Source organism: Phenylobacterium zucineum HLK1, from assembly GCF_000017265.1.
Taxonomy (GTDB): domain Bacteria; phylum Pseudomonadota; class Alphaproteobacteria; order Caulobacterales; family Caulobacteraceae; genus Phenylobacterium; species Phenylobacterium zucineum.
On record NC_011144.1, the window covers coordinates 3,410,876 to 3,432,266 of the forward strand.

Here is a 21,391-nt window from a genome sequence, read left to right on the forward strand (position 1 = left end):
CCAGATCGATCCCGCGCGCCTGAGTGGCGCCGCGCTCACACAGTAGTATCTGCGCTCCCCGCAGGAAATCGAGAAGCAGCGGCGACAGTTAGTAGAGCAGAAACATCAGGCGTTCTTCGGACACCTGCGATCGCCATCATCCGCTGACGCGAGGCAGACTGAAGGGCATTTCGGAACGGAGACCGGCGCACCTTCCCAGCCCCGAACTACTGCATTTGCGGCCGGTAGCACTTGCACAAGTTGCCACCGGCTGCCTCGACCGCCTTTTCCATTCCCTTGGCCAAGTCGTCCAGCGCTGCGGGACGTGCCGGGGTCACCTCCCTCAGGCCCGCCCAAGCCAGAACATCCGAAGCAGTGCGACATCCAACTCGCGCGCGACACAGAGGTCTGCAATGGTCAGCCGAATCCGGCCTCGCGCTCGATGTGTCACGCAAGTGCGAACGAGCGTAATGCGCGTTGCATAAAGACAAACGGTGAGGTCGGTTGGCCGCGGCTCTTCACTCACCCTCAAGGACCGCGCAGATGACGATCATAGCTGAACTGGCGCTCGACTTCGCTGAATCAGGCGACGCGGTGCCGGTTCGGCTATTCGCTCCGGAGAAGCGGGAGCGCTCGTGGGTGTGTCGTTATGAAATCGGCGACCGGATCGATCACGGCCTGGATGTGCACGGAGAATCCAGCCTTCAGGCTCTTGCGCTCGCGATGAAAGCGCTTTCCGCGGCGCTTTATGGTTCAGCCGCGTATAGAAACGGAAAGCTCGGTCTCTATGGTCAGTTCGGAGGCTATCTCGGCATTCCCGCGCCGAACGTCTTTCTGGACGAGGCCCCATATCCATTCTGAATCTGAATCGAACGATCAGAAGGAGGATGGCTGGGCTGGCGGGCGGCGGGACGGTCATCGCGTTGGGCGGAGGACACTTGGCTGTCGACCGCCCTCACCGCCACTCAGGCGGGCGCATTCGTCTCCTTCGGACGCTGAACCGCCAAGCTGCGGAAACACCGGGACCTTTCCGCGGCGCCGATAGGCGGCATCAACCTCTGCGTTGGCCGAAGAACCGCGCGAGCAGGCCCGGCTTGCGCGGCGTAGGGAGCTCCGAGCCGCCCGGATCGGCCAAGGCGCTGGCGAGGGGCTGGTCACGGAGCTTCATCAACTCACGACGCACGACGCTCAGTTCCAGCATATCGACCTCGCCGGAGAACTGGTTGGGATCAAAGCCGCACACCGTCGCCGCAAGCTCCGTTGGCGCGTCGAACAGGTAGTCAACGTCATCGTCATCGTCCGTTCTGAGCTCCTGAAGCAGCCGCGCCCGGATTCCCGTCAAGGCGGCCGGCGGTTCACCCCACACGTCCAAGTGTTCCTGGCCGAACTCCGGATCATGCTGCACCGACCAGGCCAGGCGCCCGTCGGATGCGCCGAACGCGCCGCTGACCATCACATGCTCTTCGAGATAGGCCCCCACGGCGGAGCCAGCCTGAGACACGGCGCTGACGCGCTCGCGACTGGCGAAACGGCGATCGGGCGATATGACGAACACCCAGCCGCCCAGCTCAAACGCAGCCAGCTTCGCCGGCGGCGGAACGGGATGGCCCCTGGCCGGGCGGCCGACATCGGCCAAACCCAGCGCGCCGAGCATGGCGCTCCTGTTGACGCCCTCGGCCGCGACCCACGATATCGACAACCCCATAGTTCATCCTCCCGTCGCTGGAAGCTTGACCAGACAACGTCGCTGCGAGGACGTGGTCAAGAACAAAGGCGGAACCGACCGCAAGCCAGGTGGAGACGGCCAGCCTCTCGACGGCCTCCACCACTCCCTAGTCCTCCGATATCCGTAGGCCGCCATCGGCTGCGACCTCTGCGCGCAGCGGATGTGGCCACGCTTTGAGCGCAACCCCTGCGCGATATATGGCCCGGTCCCGACCGGCGCATGCCGGCCGCCCGCGCGCGCCAGCGCCGCGGGATCGACCCGAGGACCCCGATCCCCATGCCGACCTTCGGTCGCACCGGCGCGCGCGCCCTCGCCCGATTGCCCGCGGACCGCCGCGGCGCGGCGGCGGTGGAGTTCGCCCTGCTGCTGCCGATGCTGGCGCTGCTGCTGGCCGGCCTGATCGACGTCTCGCGGCTGATCTCGGCCTCGATGCAGGTCCGCGCCGCCGCCCAGGCCGGCGCCGACTTCGCCCGGACCCACGGGTGGGACGCGGCCAAGGTCGAGACGGCCGCCCGGAGCGCCACGCCCCTGGCCGGCGTGACCGCCGCGCCCGCCGCCTTCCAGGGCTGCGCGAGCGCCGGCGGGATCGTACCGGCGCCCGGCGCGGCCTGCGCGGGAGGCGCGCCCCCCGGGAGCTTCGTAGCCGTCGCCGCCAGCGCGCCGTTCCGGCCGCTCGCGCCGTGGCCCGAGGTGGTCCTGCCGGACGAGGTCCGCGCCAGCGCCGTGGTGCGCATCCGATGAGCCCGCCCGTTCGCCAGCTCCGCCGTCTGGCGCGCTGCCGCCGGGGCGCGGCGGCGGTCGAGGCGGCCTTCGCGCTGCCGCTGCTCGTGCTGATGCTGACCGGCCTGGTCGAGGGCGGCCGGCTCGCCTGGACCCGCACGTCGCTGGAGTTCGCCGTGCAGGAGGCCGCCCGACAGGGCGCGCTGGACCTGAGCCGCTGCACGAGCGGCGGCGCCGATCCCTGCGGCGCGCTCGCCAACGCCCGGAACGTCGCCGCGGCGAAGGCCAGCGCCGCAGGCGTCCCCGCCAGCGCCTTCACCGTCGCCAGCGACCCGGCCTGCGGCGTGCGCGTGCGGGCCGCGCACCGTTTCCGTTTCGTGGCCGCGGGCTTCGTCGGCGCCGCCCCGACGCTCGCCGCCGAAGTCTGCCGAACCTGACATGCGACACGCCCCTCTCTTCCGCCGCCTGCGCGACGATCGCTCCGGCGCCAGCGCCCTGACCACCGGCCTGTCGATGGTCGTCATCCTGGGCTTCGTGGGCCTGGGGACCGACGCGGGCGCCTGGTACGCCGCCCGCCGCGACGCCCAGCACGCGGCCGACTCCGCCGCCTTCAGCGCCGCCGTGGCCGTCCACGCGGGCGGCGGCGATGCGACGGGCGAGGCTCGGGCGATCGCCGCGACCTATGGCGCGACCCACGGCGAGGACGGCGTGACGGTGCGCGTGAACCGCCCGACCGCGGATCGTGTCGAGGTGATCGTGGAGCGGCCGGCCCGCCGCTTCTTCTCGCGCCTCTACCGCGACCAGGACGGGGTGATCCGCGCCCGCGCCGTCGCCCAGACGGGCGAGGGCGGCGACGGCTGCGTGCTGGCCCTGGATCCCAAGGCCGACGCCGCCGCCAGTCTGACCGGCGGGGCGAGCGTCAACCTGAACGGCTGCGACCTGGTCGCCAACTCGACCAGCGCCACGGCCCTCGACGCCACCGGCGGCGCGCGCCTGAACGCCGACGGCGTCGCCCTGGGCGGCGACTACCGCGTGCGGGGCGGCGCGGCCATCAACGCCCGGGATGGGGTGCGCACCCGCCAGGCGCCGACCCTGGATCCCTACGCCGCCCTGCCCGCCTCGCCCGGCTTCGGCGGCTGCGACTATCCCAGCCGCACGACGGTGACCTCGGGGAAGACCCGTTCCTTCCCGAACGACGGGGTGGAGGCCGAGTTCTTCTGCGGCGGGCTCACCGTCACCGGGGGCGGGACGGCGATCCTCGCGCCCGGCGTCTATGTGATCCGCAGCGGGGCGCTGAGCGTCACCGGCGGCGGGACGCTGAAGGCGCTGGGTCCCGTGACCTTCGTGTTCACGGACGGCGGGACGCTCGACCTCACCGGCGGGGCCAACGTCGACCTGACGGCGCCCGGAGCCGGGACCTACGCCGGCCTCGTCTTCTTCCAGCACGCCTCGGAGAGCGGCGGGCGGAAGATCGACTTCACCGGCGGCGCGAGCACCCGCCTGCGCGGCGCTATCTATTTCCCGGGCGAGCACATGACGTTCACCGGCGGCTCGTCGACCGGCAGCGGCGCCTGCCTGCAGGTGATCGCCCGGACGGTGAAGTTCACGGGCGGCTCGACCCTGGGCCTCGACTGCGCGGGCGTGGGCGTGCGCCCCATTGGAGGTTCGGCGGCCGCGCTGATCGAGTAGCAGCCAGGCCGGAAAGCCTCACATTTGGCTGCGCCATGTACTGGCGCACCATCAATGAATAACATTTGATGATTTAGGTACAGCTAAGCCATTAGATTGGCGCCAGAATGTCGCACTACGACTTTCGTTCATAACTCATCTACTGAAGATATACCTGCGCCACACGCTAGGGATGAACACTATGTCGCACTCTGCAACCATTGCGACTGGTTAACGCCCTATTTATCTGCGTGTCCATCGGGCGGCGACGCGAAGTTCTCGTGTCCTGTCCCGACGAAAGTCGAGAGAAGGACACACCTCCAATGACCAAGCTGATCAAGAAGCTCGCCGGCGACCGCAGCGGCGCGACCGCCATCGAATACGGCCTCATCGCGGCCTTCATCGCCGTGGCCCTGGCCGCCGCCCTGCCGAACGTCCGCACCAGCCTGACCGAAACCTTCGGCACCATCCAGGGCGGTCTCGACACCGCTCAGGCCGACTAACCGAAGCCGACCTCGGCGGACCGGACGGGATCCGCCGGACCTGACAGCCGAGGGCGAACGATGACCTACGCACCCCACGCGGCGCTCGCGTTCGCCCTCGTCCTCTTCGCCGCCAGCCTCGTCTGGGCCGCGGCCAGCGACTTCTTCCGCTACCTGATCCCCAACCGCGTCTGCGCCCTCATCGCCGGCGCATACCTTCTGGCCTTCCCCGCCCTGGCGCTTTCCGCCTGGGTGGGCGGCCTGGGCGTGGGGATCGCCGCCCTGGCGCTCGGGACGATCCTGTTCGCCCGCGGCTGGGTGGGCGGCGGCGACGTGAAGCTCGCCGCAGCCCTGTCGCTCTGGGCGGGACCTGCGCTGCTGTCCGGCTTCGCCTTCGTCACCTCGCTCGCGGGCGCGGCCCTGGCGGTGGCGATGCTGAGCCCGCTGCGCCGCCTGATGCCGCGGCCCGCCGGCGAGACCCTCGCCGAGGGCCTGCGCCAACCGATGCCGTTCGGCGTGCCGCTGGCCGCCGGCGGCGGCTGGGTGCTGACCCAGCATCTCGCCAGCCTCTTCTAGGGAGCCGCTCCGATGGTTGTCTCGCGCCGCATGATGTACCTCGGCGCCGCGGCCCTGCTGTCCAGCGGCGCCGTCTTCCTCACCCAGCAGTGGCTGCAGGGCCAGCTCAGCCAGGCGACCGCCTCCGCGCGCGCCGGCGCCGCGCCCGCGGCGGCCGAGGCCCAGGTGCTGGTGGCCGCCCAGGCGCTGCCTCCCGGCACGATCCTCAAGCCCTCGCACGTGCGCTGGCAGGCCTGGCCCGCCGACGCGCCCACCGCCGGCTATCTCACCAGCGCCGCCAGCGGACCGGCCCAGATCGCCGGCGCGGTCGTGCGCGGCGAGCTCCAGCCCGGCCAGCCCCTCACCACCACCGGCGTCGTCCAGCCCGGCGACCGCAGCTTCCTGGCCGCGGTGCTGAAGCCCGGCCACCGGGCCGTGACCGTCAACGTCTCGGCGGCCAGCGGCGTGGCCGGCTTCATCTTCCCCGGCGACCGGGTGGACCTCGTCCTGAGCCGCCGGATCGGCGACGACCGCCATGTCAGCGAGACCGTGCTCACCGATGTGCGGGTGGTCGGCATCGACCAGCGGGTCGCCAACGAGAAGCAGGAGGTCGTGGTCCCGCAGACTGCGACGCTCGAAGTCACCCCCAAGCAGGCCGAGATCGTCGCGCTGATGCCCGAGCTCGGCAAGCTGTCGCTGAGCCTGCGCAGCCTGGCGACGGACGCCGGCGAGGGCGTCCCGCGCCACGCGGTCAGCCGCACCTGGGACTCCGAGGCCACCGGCCTCGCGGCCCCCCGTCCCGCCGCCCCGACGAACGCCCGCCCGGTCCGCCGCCCCGCCGCGTCGGTCGTGGTCGTCCGCGGGAACACCGTCAGTACCGTCGGAGGCGCCGAATGAAACGCTTCGCCGCGATCGCCGCCGCCCTCTCCGTCGGCGCCGGAACGCTCGCCCCACAGTCCGCCCTGGCCGCGGCCGCCGTCGTCGCCGGCCCGTCCTCCGAGCTGGCCGTAGAGGCCGGCAAGGGCCGGCTGATCCGGCTGGACCGCCCGGCGGCCACCGTCTTCATCGCCGACCCGAAGATCGCCGACGTCCAGGTGAAGTCGCCGACGCTCGTCTACGTGCTGGGCAAGGCGCCCGGCGCCACCAGCCTGTTCGCCCTGGACGCGGGCGAGCGGATGATCGCCGACCTGGCCGTCAACGTCGGGATCGACACCGCGCGTCTCGACCAGGCGCTCAAGCGCCACGCGCCGAACAGCCAGATTCAGGTCGAGAGCGTCGATGGGGCGCTGATCCTGTCGGGCAAGGCCGGCTCGGCGGCCGAGGGCGCGGACATCCTGCGCATCGCCGCCGAGTTCGTGCCGGGCGAGGGCGAGGCCCGGGCCGGGCGCCTGATCAACCGCATCGTCGTGGAGCAGCCGAACCAGATCAACCTGCACGTCCGGGTGGCCGAGGTCTCCAAGCAGGCGCGCGAGGTGCTGGGCGTGAACTGGGACGCCATGGGCCTGCTGGGCGAGGGCATGGTGGGGTTGGCCACCGGCCGGCAGATCTTCACCAATCCGGCGAGCCGGGAGACCTTCTCGCGGCTGAACGGGACCGACACCATCGTCGGCAGCTACCAGGACGGCGACCTCGACCTGAACGTCCTCGTCGACGCCCTGAAGCAGAAGGGCCTCGTTAAGGTGCTGGCCGAGCCGAACCTGACGGCGGTCTCGGGCGAGCCCGCCAGCTTCCTGGCCGGCGGCGAGTACCCGATCCCCGTGCCGCAGCGGGGCGAGGACCTGATCACCATCGACTACAAGCAGTTCGGGGTCAGCCTGTCGTTCGTGGCGACGGTGCTGGACGGCGGCCGGATCAGCCTGAACGTCCGCCCCGAGGTGAGCCAGCTCTCGGAAGCCGGCGCGATCACGGTCCAGGGGCTCACCGTCCCGGCGCTGACCACCCGCCGGGCCGAGACCACCGTCGAGCTCGGCAGCGGCCAGAGCTTCGCCATCGCCGGCCTCCTGCAGAACACCTCCAACGAGACGCTGCGCAAGCTCCCGGGCCTGGGCGACATCCCGGTGCTGGGCAATCTGTTCCGCTCGAAGGAGTTCCAGAAGAACGAGTCCGAGCTCGTCATCATCGTCACGCCCTACCTGGTGAAGCCGGCGAGCCGGACGCTGGCGACGCCCGCCGACCTGACCACGGGGGCCAACGCCCGGAACCGCGCGGCCATGGCGGCCGACCCCGCCGACCTGGAGCGCGGCGTGGAGCCCGGCGCGCCCACGGGCGACGCCGCGGTGGAGGCCGCCCAACGCCATGGCGCCGGCAAGACCAAGCCGCTCGCCGTCCAGACCATGGGAGGGCTGTAGGATGGCCCTGCCCCGCATCCTGCCCGAAGGCGAGCGCGGACCCGACCGGCGGGCCGAGCCGCTGGCCGTGATCGCGGACCCGGTCACCCGCGAGACCGTCCGGGCCGTGGCCGCCCAGCTCGGCTGGCCGCAGAACCGGATCCGCGAGGGCGGCCTTTCCGCCGCCTGCGCCCTGCTCCAGACCCAAGCCCAGGCCGCTCCCGGCGTGCTGCTGGTCGACGTCAGCGACGCGGCCGACGTGCTCGCCGGCATGGACGCCCTGGCCGAGGTCTGCGAACCGCACACTTCCGTCGTGGCGGTCGGCACGGCCAACGACGTGGACCTCTACCGCGCCCTCATCGGGCTCGGGATCAGCGACTATCTCGTCAAGCCGGTCTCGCCGGTCGCCCTGGCCGAGGCCCTGCGCAAGGCCGAGCGGGCGGGCCGCGCGCCGGTCACGGCGGCTCCGCAACAGGCCTGCCGCACGGTGGCGCTCGTCGGGGCGCGCGGCGGGGTGGGCGCGACCAGCCTGGCGGTCGCCCTGGGCTGGAGCCTGGCGCACGAGCACGAGCGCCGGACGGTGCTGATCGACCTCGACCTGCAGTTCGGCGCCGCCGCCCTCAGCCTCGATCTGGAGCCCGGCCGCGGCCTGCGCGAACTGCTGGCCCATCCCGACCGCATCGACAGCCTGCTGATCGGCTCGGCCGCCAGCCAGGAGAGCCCGCGCCTGCGCGTGCTGGCCGCCGAGGAGCCGCTGGACGCCGAACCCGCCTTGAGCGGCGCGGGGCTCGAGGCCCTGCTGTCCGCCGTGACCGAAGGCTCTGACGCGGTGATCCTGGACGCGCCCAGGCGTCTCGACGCGCCCGCCCGCGCCGCGCTCGCGGCCGCCGACGTGGCGATCGTCGTCACCGACCTCAGCCTGGCCGGCCTGCGGGATTCCCAACGCCTGCTCGCGCTGCTGGGCGGGATGCGGGCCGAGGGCGAGATCCTGGTCGTCGCCAACCGCGTGGGCGGCGTGGCCGGCGAGGTTCCCCAGGCCGAGTTCGAGCGCGGCCTCGGCCGCAAGCTGGACCTCGTACTCCCGTTCGACGCCAGGGCGGCCGAGGCCGCCGCGGCGCAGGCCAGGGCGCTGCCGGCCATCGCGGGCCAGAGCGCCCTCGGCGCCGGCCTGCGCGCGCTGACGCGGCGCGTCGCCGGGGTGGACGAGGCGCCTGCCGCCGGGCGCGCCGCCTGGTTCAAGCGCGTGCTGGGGAGATAGCCGATGTTCGGTCGCCGGGGGATCGGTCCCGAACCGCCGGCCGGCGCAGCCACGCGCCCGCCGCCGAAGCTCACCGTCGTTTGCAGCGAGCCGGCCGCCCCGGCCCTGGCGCCCGACGCGCCGCCGCCGGCGCCCGCCCCGGTCGACGACAAGGTCCAGGAGGCGGCCCGCGCGGTCCAGCCGCTGGTCCTGCAGCGCATCGACAGCGAGGCGGCGAGCCGCCTGGAACGTCCCGAGCTGGGGCGCGAGCTCTCCGGCGTCGTCGCCGAACTGGCGGCCGAGCTGAAGCTGCAGCTCAATCAGCGCGAGCAGGGCGAGCTCGTCGACCTGCTGCTGAACGACATGCTGGGCCTGGGCCCCCTCGAGCCGCTGCTGGCCGACGAGGCGGTCACCGACATCATGGTCAACGGCCCGAAGCAGATCTACGTCGAGCGAAAGGGCAAGCTGACGCTTACCGGCGCCCGCTTCCGCGACAACGCCCACGTCATGGCCGTCGCGGGCCGGATCGTCAGCCAGGTGGGCCGGCGCGTGGACGAGTCCTCGCCGCTGGTGGACGCGCGCCTGGCCGACGGCAGCCGGGTGAACATCATCATCCCGCCGCTGGCCATCGACGGGCCCTCGATCTCGATCCGGAAGTTCTCCAAGCGGCGGATCGACCTCGACCTGATGGCCCGCCAGGGCAACCTCTCGCCCGAGATGGCGACGGTGCTGAAGATCGCCTCCCGCTCGCGGCTCAACATCCTGATCTCGGGCGGCACCGGCTCGGGCAAGACCACCCTGCTGAACGCGCTCTCGCAGATGATCGCCGCCGACGAGCGGGTGGTGACCATCGAGGACGCCGCCGAGCTGCAGCTCCAGCAGCCGCACGTCGTGCGCCTGGAGACCCGGCCGGCCAACCTGGAAGGCCGGGGCGAGATCACCATGCGCGAGCTGGTGAAGAACGCGCTGCGCATGCGGCCCGACCGCATCATCCTCGGCGAAATCCGGGGCGGCGAGGCGCTGGACATGCTGCAGGCCATGAACACCGGCCACGACGGCTCGCTCGGCACCATCCACGCCAACCGCCCGCGCGAGGCGCTGACCCGGCTGGAGAACATGGTCGGCATGTCGGGCGTCGCCCTGCCCGCCCAGGCCGTGCGCACCCAGATCGCGGCGGCCGTTCACCTGATCGTGCAGATCAGCCGGATGCGCGACGGCGTGCGCCGGGTGACCAGCATCACCGAGGTCGTCGGCATGGAAGGCGAGGTCATCACCAACCAGGAGCTGTTCGCCTACCGCTTCGAGGGCGAGGGCGCCGACGGCATGCTGAAGGGCCGCTTCGAGTCCGCGGGCCTTCGGCCGCACTTCGCGAGCCGGGCCGAGTACTTCGGCCTCGACCGGCTGCTGCTGGAGGCGGTGGGGTGAGCCTGCCCCTCCTGATGATCCTGGCCGGCGGCGCCATGCTGCTGGCCGCGCTCGCCGGCGGCGGCGGGACGGGCAAGCGCCGGCTGGCCCGTCGGGCCAGGGCGCTGACCGAGGCGCGCAGCGCGCCGGCGGTCCAGGCGGCCAGGCTGTCCCTGCGGCGGCCCGGCGCCTCGCGGCTGGACGCGCTCGCCCAGCGCATCCTGCCCCGACCCGCGGTCCTGCGGGCGCGGCTCGCCGCCACCGGCCTGCCGATCACCCTCGGCCATTACGCTGTGGCCAGCGTCGCGGTGGGCGTGGTCTTCGGGGCCCTGGCGCTCGCCGCGGGCGCGCCGCCGATCCTGGCGCTGCTGGCCGCCGCCGCCGACGGCCTGCTGCTGCCCCACCTGGGCGTCGGGATCCTGATGGGCCGGCGGCGCGGGCGCTTCCTGAAGACCTTCGCCGAGGCCATCGCCCTGATCGTCCGGGGCCTGCGCGCCGGCCTGCCAGTGACCGAGACCGTCGGCGTCGTCGGCCGCGAGATCGAGGGGCCGGTCGGCGAGGAGTTCCGCCGCGTGGCCGACGAAGTGCGCCTGGGCGCGCCGATCGAGGGGGCCATGGGCGAGGCGGCCCGCCGCATCGGCCTGCCCGAGTTCGACTTCCTGGCCATCTGCCTGGCGGTCCAGCGCGAGACCGGCGGCAACCTCGCCGAGTCCCTCGAGAACCTCGAGCACATCCTCCGCCGCCGCCAGCAGATGCGGCTGAAGATCAAGGCCATGTCGTCCGAGGCGACCGCCAGCGCCCTGATCATCGGCGTCCTGCCGTTCGCCATGGCCGTGCTGATGAGCATCGCCAGCCCCGACTACATGCGGGTTCTGTTCACCGGACCGCTGGGCCGGCTGATGATCGCCGCCGGCCTCGCCAGCCTCGCCGTCGGCGGCCTGATCATGCGCAAGATGGTGAGGTTCGAGATATGAGCCCGCAGGACCTGATGCCCGGCGGGACCGCCGCGCCGGCCGTGGCGCTCGCCGTGGGCGTGGCCAACTTCCTCGCCATCCTGGCGGTGCTGCGGGCGCTCTCCCCCAAGGACCTGGTGCGCGAGCGGGCCCGCAGCCACGCCCGGCGGCGCAACGACCTGCGCGCAGCCCTCCTGCAGCCGCGGCGCGGCGCTCGCCCGCGCTCGGTGGGTCTGGCGCGGCGGCTGGTGGAACTGCTGAAGCTGAACCGCGACGGCCGGGCGGGCGGCGCGGCCGCCCTGCTCGTCCAGGCCGGCTGGCGCTCGCCCGATGCGATGCACGTGTTCCTGGCGCTGAAGGTGCTGGCGCCCCTGGCGCTGGCGGCGGCGGCCTGGCTGCTGGCTCCGGGCGTGCTGCACGACGACGACCCGCTGCGCCGCCTCGCCGCCACGCTGGGCGGCGCGGTGGCCGGGCTCTACCTGCCCCGGCTGATGCTGAAGAACGCCATCCAGAAGCGCAGCCTGAAGATCCAGCGGGCCTTGCCCGACGCCCTGGACCTGTTCGTGATCTGCGCCGAGGCAGGCCTCAGCCTGGACGCCGCCCTCGCCCGCGTCTCGCGCGAGATCGGCCCCGCCGCGCCCGAGCTGGCGGACGAGCTGGGCCTGACGGCGGTGGAGCTCGGCTTCCTGCCGGACCGGCGCGAGGCGCTGCTGAACCTGACCCGCCGGGTCGCCGCGCCTCAGGTGCGGGGCCTGGTGAACACCCTGGTGCAGACCGAGAAGTACGGCACGCCGCTGGCGCAGGCCCTGCGCGTGCTGGCGGCCGAGTTCCGCGACACCCGGATGATGAAGGCCGAGGAGAAGGCCGCGCGGCTGCCGGCCACGCTCACCGTGCCGATGATCGCCTTCATCCTGCCGCCGCTGTTCGTGGTGCTGATCGGCCCCGCGATCGTGCAGGTGCTGACCACCTCGTTCCGCTGAGCCGGCTTCAGGCCGCGGCGGCCTCGCCCCCCGTCTCGCCTTGCAGGGCGGGGATCAGAGCGTCCACGGCGGCCAGCTCCTTGGCCAGTTCCTCGCGGCGGACCAGCAGCTTGCGCAGGGCCGTCTGCGAGCCGGCGCCGGCGCGCTGCTCGGCCTCCAGCACCTGGCGGATGTCGCGCAGCGACAGGCTCACCGAGCGCAGGCGGCTGATCCAGGCCAGCTTCTGGCGGGTCCAGCCGTCGTAGTAGCGGTGGTTGAGCCGGTCCCGGCGGGCCTCGATCAGGCCCTTTTCCTCGTAGAACCGCAGCGCCCGGGGCGTCATGCCGAAGAGGCGGCAGGCGTCCGCGAACCCGAGCCTGGGCAGGTGATGCAGCGTCTCGCCGCGCCGTCCGAGCATGTCGATCCTCGCCGAACTCAATGATCGCGCTGAGCGGCGCCGCGCTGAATTTTGCAAAACTGCACGTCACCCTCGGGCAGGGAGAAAGCGCCCTTTCCCTCTGGATTTCAAACGAGAACGTGCGAAGGTTTCGCCCCTCGCCCGACCACTTCTGTGAAATTGTGAAATGTCTGCCAAGCTGTTCGTTGGCCCGCAGGTGCGCAGCCTCCGCCAGGAGCAGGGGCTGAAGCTGCAGGCCTGCGCCGCGCGGCTGGGCATCTCGGTCAGCTACCTGTCCCAGATCGAGGCCAACCAGCGGCCGGTCACCTCGCGGGTGCTGGCGTCCATCGCCGAGGTGTTCGGCGTCGCGCCCGAGGTGTTCGAGGCCCGCGAGGACGAGCGGCTGATCGCCGACCTTCGCGAAGCCGTGGCGGAATCGGCCCATCCCGGCGCGCCGGTCGGCCTGTCCGAGATCCGCCGCGTGGCTCTGCAGGCCCCCGCCTTCGCGCGCCGGTTCCTCGACCTGCACCGGGCCAACCAGCGCCTGACCGAGCGGCTGAACCTGACCGAGGAGGCGGTCGCGCTGGACGAGGCCACCGCCGCCAGTTCGCTGCTGCCCTACGAGGAGGTGCGCGAGTTCTTCCACGACCTCGACAACTACGTCGACCGGCTGGACCGCGCGACCGAGGATCTGGCCGAGGCCATCGGCCTGGCCGACGGCGAGGCGCCGGACGAGCGGATCGTCGGCTGGCTGAAGGCGCGGCAGGGCGTGACGGTGGTGCGCGGCGCGCCCGGCGAGGTGATGCGGCGGTACGATCCCGAGACCCGCACGCTCTGGGTCAATCCGCGCCAGCCGCCCGAGACCCAGACCTTCCAGCTGGCCTACCACCTCGCCGCCGCCGACCTCTCGGCAGTGATCGAGGCCGAGCTTGCCCGGGCCCGCTTCCGCACGGCCGAGGCGGTGGACGTGTGCCGGGTCGGCCTCGGCAACTACGCCGCCGGCGCCCTCCTGATGCCCTACCGGCGCTTCCACACCGCCGCGCGCGCGCTGCGCCACGACGTAGAGGCCCTGGGCCTGGCCTTCCACACCAGCCTCGAGCAGGTCTGCCACCGGCTGTCGAACCTGCAGCGGCCGGGCCTGCGGGGCGTGCCGATCTTCTTCGTGCGGATGGATTACGCCGGCAACATCACCAAGCGCCACTCGGCGACCCGGCTGCGCTTCGCCCGCTTCGGCGGGGCCTGTCCGCTATGGAACGTCCACCAGGCCGTGGGCGCGCCGGACCGCTTCCTAGTGCAGGTGGCCGAGATGCCGGACGGGGCGCGCTACCTCTCGGTCGCCCGCAGCGTGGCCAAGCCGTCGGGCAGCTACCTGGAGCCCGACCGGCACTTCGTCCTGGGCTTCGGCTGCGAGATCGCCCACGCCGACCAACTCGTCTATTCCGCCGGCGTGGACCTGGCCGGCCCGGCGGCCCGGATCGGCGTGAGCTGCCGGATCTGCGAGCGCAACGACTGCCCGCAGCGGGCCTTCCCGCCCGTCGACCGGCCCTTGCGCGTGCCGCCGCACGAGCGGCGCACGGTGCCCTTCCGCCTGGACTAGCCGCTCCCGCCGCCCCTGTTGCCTGCCGTCTCGTCAAGCGCGCGTAATCGCCGGAACGACCGACGAAGGGAGGCGACGATGGCGGCGAAGGCTTACGAGACCCTGCTCTGGGAAACCGACGGCCCGGTGCTGACGATCACCCTGAACCGGCCCGACAAGCTGAACGCCTACACCGGCCAGATGGGCGCCGAACTGGCCGACGCCTTCCGCCGCGCCGACGAGGACGACGGCGTCCGGGTCGTGATCGTGACCGGCGCCGGCCGCGGCTTCTGCGCCGGCGCGGACATCTCGTCGGGCGCCGGCGCCTTTGACACGAGCACCGCAGGGTCGGTGGCCTTCTCCGCCCCCGGCAAGCCGCGCGAGGAGGGCGGCGGGTTCGTGGGGGCCATCTTCGCCTGCCGCAAGCCGTCGATCGCGGCGGTGAACGGCGCCGCCGTCGGCGTCGGCGCGACCCTGACGCTGCCGATGGACATCCGCATCGCCGCCACGGACGCCCGTTTCGGCTTCGTGTTCGCCCGGCGCGGCCTGGTGCCCGAGGCGGGCAGCGCCTGGTTCCTGCCCAGGCTGGTCGGCCTGCCGCAGTCGCTGCGCTGGTGCCTGTCGGGCCGGCTTATTCCAGCCGAGGAGGCGCTGGCCGGCGGCCTCGTCAGCGAGGTGGTCGAACCCGAGGCGCTGCTGGCCAGGGCCCGCGAGATCGCGCTGGAGATCGCCGAGAACACCGCCCCGGTGTCGGTCGCCCTGACCCGCCAGATGCTGTGGAAGTACGCCGCCGCCCCTGATCCCTGGGAGCTGCTGAAGCTGGACGGGCCGCTGTCGATGGAGCTGGGCGCCGGGCCCGACGTCAAGGAAGGCGTCGCCGCCTTCCTGGAGAAGCGCCAGCCGGTCTTCCCCGGCAAGGTGTCGAAGGACATCCCGGCGCGGGCGGCGGAGCTGGTCCCCGCCGCCGCGCGCCGGAACGCCGCCTCCTAGAACGACTGGCCGAACCGCACGCCGATGATCCGTGGCCGGATCGGCGTCACCCAGACGCGGGAGCAGACCACGCAGGCGACCGCGCGGTCGAGCTGGCCGTTCTCGTCGAACAGGTTCTTGGCGAAGGCCTCCACGCGCCACGAGCCGTTGGTGAGGCCCGCGGTCATGTCGAAGGTGGTGTACTCGGGCATCTTGCCGACGAGGGCCCGGTCGGCGCTCCGCAGCTCGGAATAGGCCGAGCCCGAATAGACGACCGAACCCTGGACGTGGGCGTCGTAGCCCCCCATCGCCCACTCGTAGCGGACGTTCAGGTTGCCCTTGAACTTCGGCGTCACCGGCAGGGACTGGCCCTTGGGCGCCAGGATGGGCCCCGCGGGATCGGCCCGGTAGTCCTGGGCCAGCTCGGCGTCGATCAGGCTGGCTGCGCCGTTGACCGTCAGCCCTTCGGCCAGCACCCACGAGACGTCGGTCTCGATCCCCTTCATCTTGGCCTTGCCGCCGTTGGCGATGATGGTCAGGCCGTTCTGCCCCAGGAACGAGAACTGGTAGTCGTTCCACTTCTCCTTGAAGATCGCGCCGTTCCACCGCAGCCGGTTGTCGAGCCAGGTGGTCTTCCAGCCGAACTCCAGGTTCTTCAGGTAGTCGGGCTCGTAGGGATCGCCGCCCCGCCGGTTGACCCCGCCGGGACGATAGCCGGTGGAATAGGTCAGATAGACCATCCGGTTGTCGTCGAAGTCGTAGGTCGCGTTCAGGCGGTAGGTGTCGCCCTTGTCCTCGGTGAGCTGCAGCAGGTTGGTGCAGGGGCTGCCCTCGACGATCTCGGGGCCGAAGCAGGCCGCCTCGCCGGTGCGTGAGCTGTAGCCCGAGCCGTAGCCGAAGAAGCCCTCCAGCCCGTTGCGGGCCTTGAAGAAGCGGATGCCGCCGTTGATCGTCAGCTTGTCCGTCACGTCGATGCCGAGGTCCGCGAACGCGGCCAGATCGCGATCGACCCGCAACTGCTTCGTCAGCCAGATGGTGTCGGGCCAGCCGGTCACCTCGACGCCCGAGGCCAGGTTGTCGATCTTGTAGCGCTGCTGAATGTTGTGGGTCTGCTTCTGGTAGAAGAGGCCCATGGTCACCCGCAGGCGCTCGTCCGCCGGCGTGCTCACCCGGAACTCGTGGGACTGCTTGGTGAAGTAGTCCTTGCCCTGGATGTACTGGCTGATGTCGTTCGGATTGCCGGCGTCGTCCGTCCAGTAGGCGCCGTACCCGTAGAGGGTGTCGTAGAAGTAGGCGTAGTCCGAATAGTCGGACTCGCTGTCGATCCAGCGCCGCATGTAGGCCCCGGCGTAGACGAGATCGAGGTTGGAGGCCGTCCCCTCGATGGTCATGGCCGCCTGGAACCACTTGTCGTCCGAGCGGTCGGGCCGGAAGCGGGCGGTGTCGAGCCGGCCGCGGCCGGGATCGTAGAAGAACGCGCCGTCGGCCTCGGTCCGCTGTCCCTGGATGGCCGGCGTGATCGACCAGTTCTCGTCCAGGTCGATGCGCAGCGCCGCACGGGCGCCGTAGGTGTCGACCTCGTTGAAGTCGTCGTCGGCGAGGTCGGCGTTGTCGATGGTCACCGGCCCCGTCGGATAGGTGAGGGTCGCCGCCTCGTTGTCGATGTAGCCGGCGTCGTGGATCGCCCAGCCGACCAGGCGGACGGCGGCCTGATCGCCCAGCGGCTGGTTCACGAAGCCTTCGGCGCCATAGCCGATACCGCCGTGGCTGACGCTGTTGACCTCGAGGTCGTAGCCGGCCGCGAAGCCCGCGGGCGAGGGCTTGTTGGTGATGATCCGGATCGTGCCCGCCTGAGAGCTCGCGCCGTAGAGCGTGCCCTGCGGGCCGGCCAGAACCTCGACCCGCTCGATGTCGTAGACGTGGATGTCCAGCGGCCCGGTGATAGTCGTCACCGGCTGCTCGTCCAGATAGACCGCCACGCTGGGCAGCGGCCCGGAGTGGTTGCTGTTCTCGCCCGAGGCGACGCCGCGCATGTAGATGGTCGTGAAGCCGGGCGCGCCCGACTGGATGGTCACGTTCGGCAGGAATTTCACGTAATCCGCCATGTCCGAGACCTGCAGCTGGTCCAGCCGCTCGGTCCCCAGCGCCTGCACGCTGATCGGCACGTCCTGCAGGTTCTCGCTGCGCTTCTGGGCGGTGATCACCACCTCTTCCAGCGTCGGGCCGCCGGTCTGCGCGGCGGCAGGCGCCGCGACGGCCGTCAGCATGGTCGTCGCGAGCAGGCCCATCGACCAGCGCGACACGTTTCGTCCACTCACCTTCATCCAAGCCCCCTCGTTCGGCAGGTGGCGGCGTCAGTACTCAGGCGCCTCCGGGTACGCGTTCAACACAGGTCCCAGCGCGGCCTTCAGCGGGCCGAGCCAGATATCGTAGTTACGCCAGTGGTCGGCGGCGTCGGTAAAGATCGGCTTACGGACCTGTTCCGAGCTCGCCGTCCGCACCGCCCGCTCGTTTTCGTAGAACCGCAGGCAGGCCTCCTCGAAGGGAAGACCGCAGTAGTCGAGCAGCCGGCGCGTTTCCGCCTCGGGATCGGTCACCATCTGCTCGTAGATCACGCGATGGACCCGGCCGGGCAGCACGACGTCGAAGTGGGCCATCAGCTCCACGTAGTCGGCGTAGTAGCGGCCGATGTCCGTCAGGTCGTAGGTGAAGCCCTGGCCGCGGGCGAAGTGCTGCTTGAAGCCCGAGAACCCGCAACCCAGCGGGTGGCGGCGGGCGTCCACGATCTTCGCGTTCGGCAGGGCCAGGCAGATCAGCCCCAGGTGCGCCCAGTTGTTGGGCATCTTGTCGATGAAGAACGGCCGCCCCAGCTTCCGGTGCACCTTAGCCCGCGCCAGGTACTCCTCGCCGAGCGCCTTCAGATCGGCGGGCGACAGCTCGGCCAGCACGTCGGGATAGCGGCCGGCCGAGGACCGCTTCGCCAGCCCGCCCAGCCGCTTGGCCATGGCGATGATGTCGGGCAGCTCCTGGGTGCCCTCCACCTGGCTGTGGCTGGAGAGGATCTGCTCGACCAGCGTCGAGCCCGAGCGCGGCAGGCCCACGATGAAGATCGGATCCGGCGCGGGACAGCCCTGCCCTGCCCGTTCGGCGAAGAACGCCGGCGTGAACAGCGCCTTCGAGCGCTTCACGTGCAGGCTGGTCTCGTCGGCCTCGTAGCCGAGGTCGCGGCGGCGCAGGGCGTTGCCCTGTTCGTAATGGCGGAAGGACGCCTCCCAGCGGCCCTCGTCCTCCAGGGCCTTGCCGAGCGCGAAGTGCAGGTGGAAGCGGTCCTCGTCTCCGATGTCGGTCCGGGCGAGCTCAGCCTCCATGGCGGCGATGTCCTCCCTCGAGAACGTCACCGTCTTCAGGTTCGCCAGGCTCCACCACGCCTCGCCCAGCTGCGGCGCCAGCGCCAGGCTCCTGCGGTAGGCCTCGATCGCGTCGGCCTGCCGGCCGACCGTCTTCAGCGCGTGGCCGTAGCTCATCCAGGTCTTGGGATGGCGCGCGTGGGTGCGCAGCACCCTGGCGTAGAGCTCGATCGCCCCCTCGTACTCGCCGATCCGGCCGAGGGCCGCGGCCTTGAGGTTCAGGTAGGCGGGATTGTCCGCCTCGCCCGCCAGGAGCAGGTCCAGCTGTCCGATCGCCTCGACGGGCTTGTTGTTGCGGTAGAGCACCGTCGCATAGTTGTGCCGGGCGGCGGTGAAGCCGGGCGCCAGCTCGAGGCAGCGCGCCAGCAGCTTCTCGGCGTCGTCGTAGCGGCCGAGGCGCATGCCGGTCTCGGCCAGCATCCGGATGGCGGCCACGTCGGTCGGCCGGGCCTTCAGCACGCCGCGCAGGATCTGTTCGGCCGCGGCCAGCCGGTTCTCGGAAAGGGCGGTCGCCGCGACGACCAGCTCGGGATCGTTCACCGAGGCCTTGACCGAGCGGAGATAGGCCGCCTCCGCGCCCGCAACGTCGCCCTGCCGGCGAAGCGCCGCCCCCAGCAGGCGCAGCGCCTGCGGATGCTCGGGGGCCGCCTTGAGGATCTCCCGCGCCTGTTCCTCGGCCAGACGCGCGTCCTGGGCGAGCAGGCGCGCGGCGTGCGCAAGGGCGACCTCGAGCGTCCCAACAGGAGCCGTCCCAACCGGGTCTGCGGTCGCGCTGCCCAAGCCCCCTCCATCGAACAGTGTTCGGATGAAGCGGCTGATGCGCTGACACTGTCAATCTATGGCCGGGCGCCCGGCTCGCCCCAGAAGCCCACCTGTGGCGGAAGAACCACGCCGCGCTCGAAGCGGCAGCCGCCCGGGCGGTCCTCGGCCAGCCACCACGGCCCGTCCAGATCGACGAAGTCGGCGTCGGCCGCCAGCAGCAGGGCCGGCGCGATGGCGAGGGAGCTGGCCACCATGCAGCCGACCATCACCTTCAGGCCCACCCCCCTTGCCTGCTGCATCATCGCCGACGCCTCGGTAAGGCCGCCGGCCTTGTCGAGCTTGATGTTGACGGCCCGGTAGCGTTCGGCCGCGGCGGGCAGGTCGGCGCAGGTGTGCACGCTCTCGTCGGCGCAGATCGGGACCGGATAGTCCAGGCCGGCGAGCGCGGCGTCCTCGGCCGCCGGCAGCGGCTGCTCGACAAGCACCACGCGATGGCGGGCGATCGGCTCGGCCATCGCCTCCAGCAGCGGCCGGCTCCAGCCTTCGTTCGGATCGACGATCAGGTCGGCGCCCGGCGCCGCCTCGGACACGGCGGCGAGGCGCTCGGCGGAGCCCTGCGCCCCCAGCTTGACCTTCAGGAGCGGCGCATCGGCCGCGGCCCGGGCCGCCGCGGCCATGTCCTCGGGAGAGTCCAGGCTGATGGTCACCGCCGAGGCGACGGGCTTCGGCGCCGGCCGGCCCAGCCGTTCGGCGACCGGACGGCCCTCCAGCCGCGCCCGGAGGTCCCAGGCGGCGCAGTCGACCGCATTTCGGGCCGCCCCCGGCGGCAGGGTGGCCAGCAGGTCTTCCGGACTGCGCCCCCAGAGCTGGGCCATCACCGAGGCGACGGTCTCGCCGTAGCGGGCGTAGGGGACGCACTCGCCCAGGCCGACCTGACCGTCCTGATGGAGCTCGACCACCACGACCTCGGCATGGGTCTTCACCCCGCGCGAGATGCGGAAAGGCGCGCGCAGGCGCAGGCGTTCGGGCCGGAGGCGGAGGTCGGGACCCATCAGGCCCCTCTTCTCCTGCATTGCAGGGCGGGCGTCGACAGGCCTCATGCGAGGCGGAAGAAGACGACGAGGACCACGGCCCCCAGCACGGCGAGCAGCGCGGCGGCGGCCCGCCGCAGGGCGCGCCTCGTCACCCCGGGCCGTCCCGGCGGCCGCCGGGGGCCGTCCCCTCAGGGTCCGAGAAGATGGGGGCGTTGTCGTCCTGCGGCCCGGCGAACGGCCGCGCCAGGTCCTCGGCGGCGTCATTGACGCTGGGCGGATGCGGCTCGGCCGCAGGCTCGGGCGCCGCCTCTTCCAGGCCCAGCGCCTTGCGGGCGGCCTCGCCCTCGCGCCCGAACAGGCTGCGCAGGCGCACGTCGAGCTGCGGGAACGGGACCTCGACGCCGGCGCCTTCGAGCGCCTCGGCGATGGCCCAGGTGTAGGCGGCATGCACCGATCCCGGCCGTTTCACCGCCTCGAGGCTTGGCCAGACGACCAGCTCGAAGTTCAGTCCGGACTCGCCGAACCCCACCAGCCAGACCTGGCTCTTCTGCGTCTCGGTTTCCGGAAGGGTGAAGGGCACCGTCCGGGCGGCGCTCAGCACCACGTCCCGCACCGTCTCGCGATCGCAGCCGTAGCCGACTTGGAAGGGGATGTGGATGCGCCGGGTCCCCCCGTGCAGGGTCCAGTTGACCACCGGCCCCTCGATGAACTTCGAATTGGGGATGACGAGGTCGATGTTGTCGTTGGTGCGGATGCGCACCGCCCGCGGCCCGACCTCCTGGACCACGCCGCGCTTGCCGTCCTCCAGTTCGACGAAGTCCCCGACGCTCAGCGCGCGGTCGAAGATCAGCACCAGGCCCGAGACGAACTCCTTCACCACGCCCTGCAGGCCCAGGCCGACGCCGACGCCCACGGCGCCGGCGAACACGGCGAGCGAGGACAGGTTGAGGCCGACGGTGGACAGCCCGATCACCACGGCGATGATGACCATCCCGTAGGTGACCAGCTTCTCGACGATATAGAGGGCGCCGACGCCGTGGCGCGCCCGCCGGCGCAGCCGCCGGATCCCGCCGCCCGCCAGCCGGGCCGCGACGAAGCCCAGGACGATGACCGCGATCCCGGCGACGACCCCGCCCAGGGTGACCGGCGTGCGGCCGATGGCGAAGAGCACGACGCCCTGCAGCTCGTCGAAGTCCATGCCGGGCGAACGCCTTGGCCGTGGCGGCGTTCCGATCC

Annotated in this window: 20 protein-coding genes; 14 read left to right on the forward strand and 6 right to left on the reverse strand. The window is 71.8% G+C overall.

The annotated features are described in order from the left end of the window. Positions 1 to 522: 522 nt before the first annotated feature. Entirely contained in the window at positions 523 to 840 is a 318-nt protein-coding gene (locus tag PHZ_RS22815; RefSeq protein ID WP_148216897.1) for a DUF6968 family protein, read from the forward strand. Between the two features lie 190 nt (positions 841 to 1,030). On the opposite strand, the gene PHZ_RS16595 is transcribed toward PHZ_RS22815, so the two are convergent. After that, complete coding sequence (locus PHZ_RS16595; protein ID WP_148216898.1) at positions 1,031 to 1,633, reverse strand: hypothetical protein; 603 nt, start codon at positions 1,631 to 1,633, stop codon at positions 1,031 to 1,033. A gap of 348 nt (positions 1,634 to 1,981) precedes the next feature. Here PHZ_RS16595 and PHZ_RS16600 point away from each other — a divergent pair, with 348 nt between their 5' ends. The 11 genes from PHZ_RS16600 (at position 1,982) to PHZ_RS16650 (ending at position 12,031) form a co-directional block, all read left to right on the forward strand. After that, a complete protein-coding gene (locus PHZ_RS16600) occupies positions 1,982 to 2,446 on the forward strand; it encodes a TadE/TadG family type IV pilus assembly protein (protein WP_183280186.1) in 465 nt (154 codons plus the stop codon). Next, positions 2,443 to 2,862 (forward strand): TadE/TadG family type IV pilus assembly protein, encoded by a 420-nt coding sequence (locus PHZ_RS16605; RefSeq protein WP_041373643.1) that lies wholly within the window; start codon positions 2,443 to 2,445, stop codon positions 2,860 to 2,862. The genes PHZ_RS16600 and PHZ_RS16605 overlap by 4 nt, the downstream gene beginning before the upstream one ends. Before the next feature lies 1 nt (position 2,863). Beyond that, the gene (locus PHZ_RS16610; RefSeq protein WP_012523541.1) at positions 2,864 to 4,114 is read left to right on the forward strand and encodes a pilus assembly protein TadG-related protein; all 1,251 of its coding nucleotides are present in this window, start codon (positions 2,864 to 2,866) and stop codon (positions 4,112 to 4,114) included. 302 nt (positions 4,115 to 4,416) lie between these two features. Beyond that, positions 4,417 to 4,596 carry a Flp family type IVb pilin gene (locus PHZ_RS16615; RefSeq protein WP_041373644.1) on the forward strand — a complete coding sequence of 60 codons (180 nt, stop codon included), beginning with the start codon at positions 4,417 to 4,419 and terminating at the stop codon, positions 4,594 to 4,596. Positions 4,597 to 4,656: 60 nt separating this feature from the next. Then, positions 4,657 to 5,151: an A24 family peptidase gene (locus PHZ_RS21875; RefSeq protein ID WP_012523543.1), complete on the forward strand. Its 495-nt coding sequence runs from the start codon at positions 4,657 to 4,659 to the stop codon at positions 5,149 to 5,151. A 12-nt stretch (positions 5,152 to 5,163) separates the two neighbouring features. Next, positions 5,164 to 6,027 carry a Flp pilus assembly protein CpaB gene (gene cpaB, locus PHZ_RS16625; protein ID WP_012523544.1) on the forward strand — a complete coding sequence of 288 codons (864 nt, stop codon included), beginning with the start codon at positions 5,164 to 5,166 and terminating at the stop codon, positions 6,025 to 6,027. Continuing rightward, positions 6,024 to 7,478, forward strand: coding sequence for a type II and III secretion system protein family protein (locus tag PHZ_RS16630; protein WP_012523545.1), 1,455 nt, complete (start codon positions 6,024 to 6,026; stop codon positions 7,476 to 7,478). The genes cpaB and PHZ_RS16630 overlap by 4 nt, the downstream gene beginning before the upstream one ends. 1 nt (position 7,479) lies before the next feature. Continuing rightward, the gene (locus tag PHZ_RS16635; protein WP_012523546.1) at positions 7,480 to 8,715 is read left to right on the forward strand and encodes an AAA family ATPase; all 1,236 of its coding nucleotides are present in this window, start codon (positions 7,480 to 7,482) and stop codon (positions 8,713 to 8,715) included. A 3-nt stretch (positions 8,716 to 8,718) separates the two neighbouring features. Continuing rightward, a complete protein-coding gene (locus PHZ_RS16640) occupies positions 8,719 to 10,119 on the forward strand; it encodes a CpaF family protein (RefSeq protein WP_012523547.1) in 1,401 nt (466 codons plus the stop codon). Then, positions 10,116 to 11,072 (forward strand): type II secretion system F family protein, encoded by a 957-nt coding sequence (locus tag PHZ_RS16645; protein ID WP_049758306.1) that lies wholly within the window; start codon positions 10,116 to 10,118, stop codon positions 11,070 to 11,072. Before PHZ_RS16640 ends, PHZ_RS16645 begins: the two co-directional genes overlap by 4 nt. After that, the gene (locus tag PHZ_RS16650; protein WP_012523549.1) at positions 11,069 to 12,031 is read left to right on the forward strand and encodes a type II secretion system F family protein; all 963 of its coding nucleotides are present in this window, start codon (positions 11,069 to 11,071) and stop codon (positions 12,029 to 12,031) included. Before PHZ_RS16645 ends, PHZ_RS16650 begins: the two co-directional genes overlap by 4 nt. Positions 12,032 to 12,038: 7 nt before the next feature. Here PHZ_RS16650 and PHZ_RS16655 read toward each other — a convergent pair whose 3' ends face one another. Beyond that, positions 12,039 to 12,428: a helix-turn-helix domain-containing protein gene (locus PHZ_RS16655; RefSeq protein ID WP_012523550.1), complete on the reverse strand. Its 390-nt coding sequence runs from the start codon at positions 12,426 to 12,428 to the stop codon at positions 12,039 to 12,041. Positions 12,429 to 12,594: 166 nt separating this feature from the next. On the opposite strand from PHZ_RS16655, the gene PHZ_RS16660 reads away from it, so the two are divergent. Then, complete coding sequence (locus tag PHZ_RS16660) at positions 12,595 to 14,004, forward strand: helix-turn-helix domain-containing protein (protein ID WP_012523551.1); 1,410 nt, start codon at positions 12,595 to 12,597, stop codon at positions 14,002 to 14,004. 78 nt (positions 14,005 to 14,082) lie between these two features. Beyond that, the gene (locus tag PHZ_RS16665; protein WP_012523552.1) at positions 14,083 to 14,973 is read left to right on the forward strand and encodes an enoyl-CoA hydratase-related protein; all 891 of its coding nucleotides are present in this window, start codon (positions 14,083 to 14,085) and stop codon (positions 14,971 to 14,973) included. Here the strand turns inward: PHZ_RS16665 and PHZ_RS16670 are convergent. The 4 genes from PHZ_RS16670 to PHZ_RS16685 form a co-directional block, all read right to left on the reverse strand. Further along, on the reverse strand, positions 14,970 to 17,276 hold the full coding sequence (locus PHZ_RS16670; RefSeq protein WP_012523553.1) for a TonB-dependent receptor: 2,307 nt from the start codon (positions 17,274 to 17,276) through the stop codon (positions 14,970 to 14,972). The two genes, PHZ_RS16665 and PHZ_RS16670, sit on opposite strands and share 4 nt — an antisense overlap. A gap of 30 nt (positions 17,277 to 17,306) precedes the next feature. Further along, positions 17,307 to 19,139 carry a tetratricopeptide repeat-containing sulfotransferase family protein gene (locus PHZ_RS16675; RefSeq protein WP_012523554.1) on the reverse strand — a complete coding sequence of 611 codons (1,833 nt, stop codon included), beginning with the start codon at positions 19,137 to 19,139 and terminating at the stop codon, positions 17,307 to 17,309. 56 nt (positions 19,140 to 19,195) lie between these two features. Beyond that, entirely contained in the window at positions 19,196 to 20,173 is a 978-nt protein-coding gene (gene dgcA, locus PHZ_RS16680) for an N-acetyl-D-Glu racemase DgcA (protein ID WP_012523555.1), read from the reverse strand. A gap of 130 nt (positions 20,174 to 20,303) precedes the next feature. Further along, complete coding sequence (locus tag PHZ_RS16685; protein WP_012523556.1) at positions 20,304 to 21,353, reverse strand: mechanosensitive ion channel family protein; 1,050 nt, start codon at positions 21,351 to 21,353, stop codon at positions 20,304 to 20,306. Positions 21,354 to 21,391 lie beyond the last annotated feature (38 nt).

Coding starts and splice junctions, on each gene's coding strand:
- PHZ_RS22815 (WP_148216897.1), top strand. CDS start 523: ATGACGATCATAGCTGAACTGGCGCTCGACTTCGCTGAATCAGGCGAC.
- PHZ_RS16595 (WP_148216898.1), bottom strand. CDS start 1,633: ATGCTCGGCGCGCTGGGTTTGGCCGATGTCGGCCGCCCGGCCAGGGGC.
- PHZ_RS16600 (WP_183280186.1), top strand. CDS start 1,982: ATGCCGACCTTCGGTCGCACCGGCGCGCGCGCCCTCGCCCGATTGCCC.
- PHZ_RS16605 (WP_041373643.1), top strand. CDS start 2,443: ATGAGCCCGCCCGTTCGCCAGCTCCGCCGTCTGGCGCGCTGCCGCCGG.
- PHZ_RS16610 (WP_012523541.1), top strand. CDS start 2,864: ATGCGACACGCCCCTCTCTTCCGCCGCCTGCGCGACGATCGCTCCGGC.
- PHZ_RS16615 (WP_041373644.1), top strand. CDS start 4,417: ATGACCAAGCTGATCAAGAAGCTCGCCGGCGACCGCAGCGGCGCGACC.
- PHZ_RS21875 (WP_012523543.1), top strand. CDS start 4,657: ATGACCTACGCACCCCACGCGGCGCTCGCGTTCGCCCTCGTCCTCTTC.
- cpaB (WP_012523544.1), top strand. CDS start 5,164: ATGGTTGTCTCGCGCCGCATGATGTACCTCGGCGCCGCGGCCCTGCTG.
- PHZ_RS16630 (WP_012523545.1), top strand. CDS start 6,024: ATGAAACGCTTCGCCGCGATCGCCGCCGCCCTCTCCGTCGGCGCCGGA.
- PHZ_RS16635 (WP_012523546.1), top strand. CDS start 7,480: ATGGCCCTGCCCCGCATCCTGCCCGAAGGCGAGCGCGGACCCGACCGG.
- PHZ_RS16640 (WP_012523547.1), top strand. CDS start 8,719: ATGTTCGGTCGCCGGGGGATCGGTCCCGAACCGCCGGCCGGCGCAGCC.
- PHZ_RS16650 (WP_012523549.1), top strand. CDS start 11,069: ATGAGCCCGCAGGACCTGATGCCCGGCGGGACCGCCGCGCCGGCCGTG.
- PHZ_RS16655 (WP_012523550.1), bottom strand. CDS start 12,428: ATGCTCGGACGGCGCGGCGAGACGCTGCATCACCTGCCCAGGCTCGGG.
- PHZ_RS16660 (WP_012523551.1), top strand. CDS start 12,595: ATGTCTGCCAAGCTGTTCGTTGGCCCGCAGGTGCGCAGCCTCCGCCAG.
- PHZ_RS16665 (WP_012523552.1), top strand. CDS start 14,083: ATGGCGGCGAAGGCTTACGAGACCCTGCTCTGGGAAACCGACGGCCCG.
- PHZ_RS16670 (WP_012523553.1), bottom strand. CDS start 17,276: ATGAAGGTGAGTGGACGAAACGTGTCGCGCTGGTCGATGGGCCTGCTC.
- dgcA (WP_012523555.1), bottom strand. CDS start 20,173: ATGGGTCCCGACCTCCGCCTCCGGCCCGAACGCCTGCGCCTGCGCGCG.
- PHZ_RS16685 (WP_012523556.1), bottom strand. CDS start 21,353: ATGGACTTCGACGAGCTGCAGGGCGTCGTGCTCTTCGCCATCGGCCGC.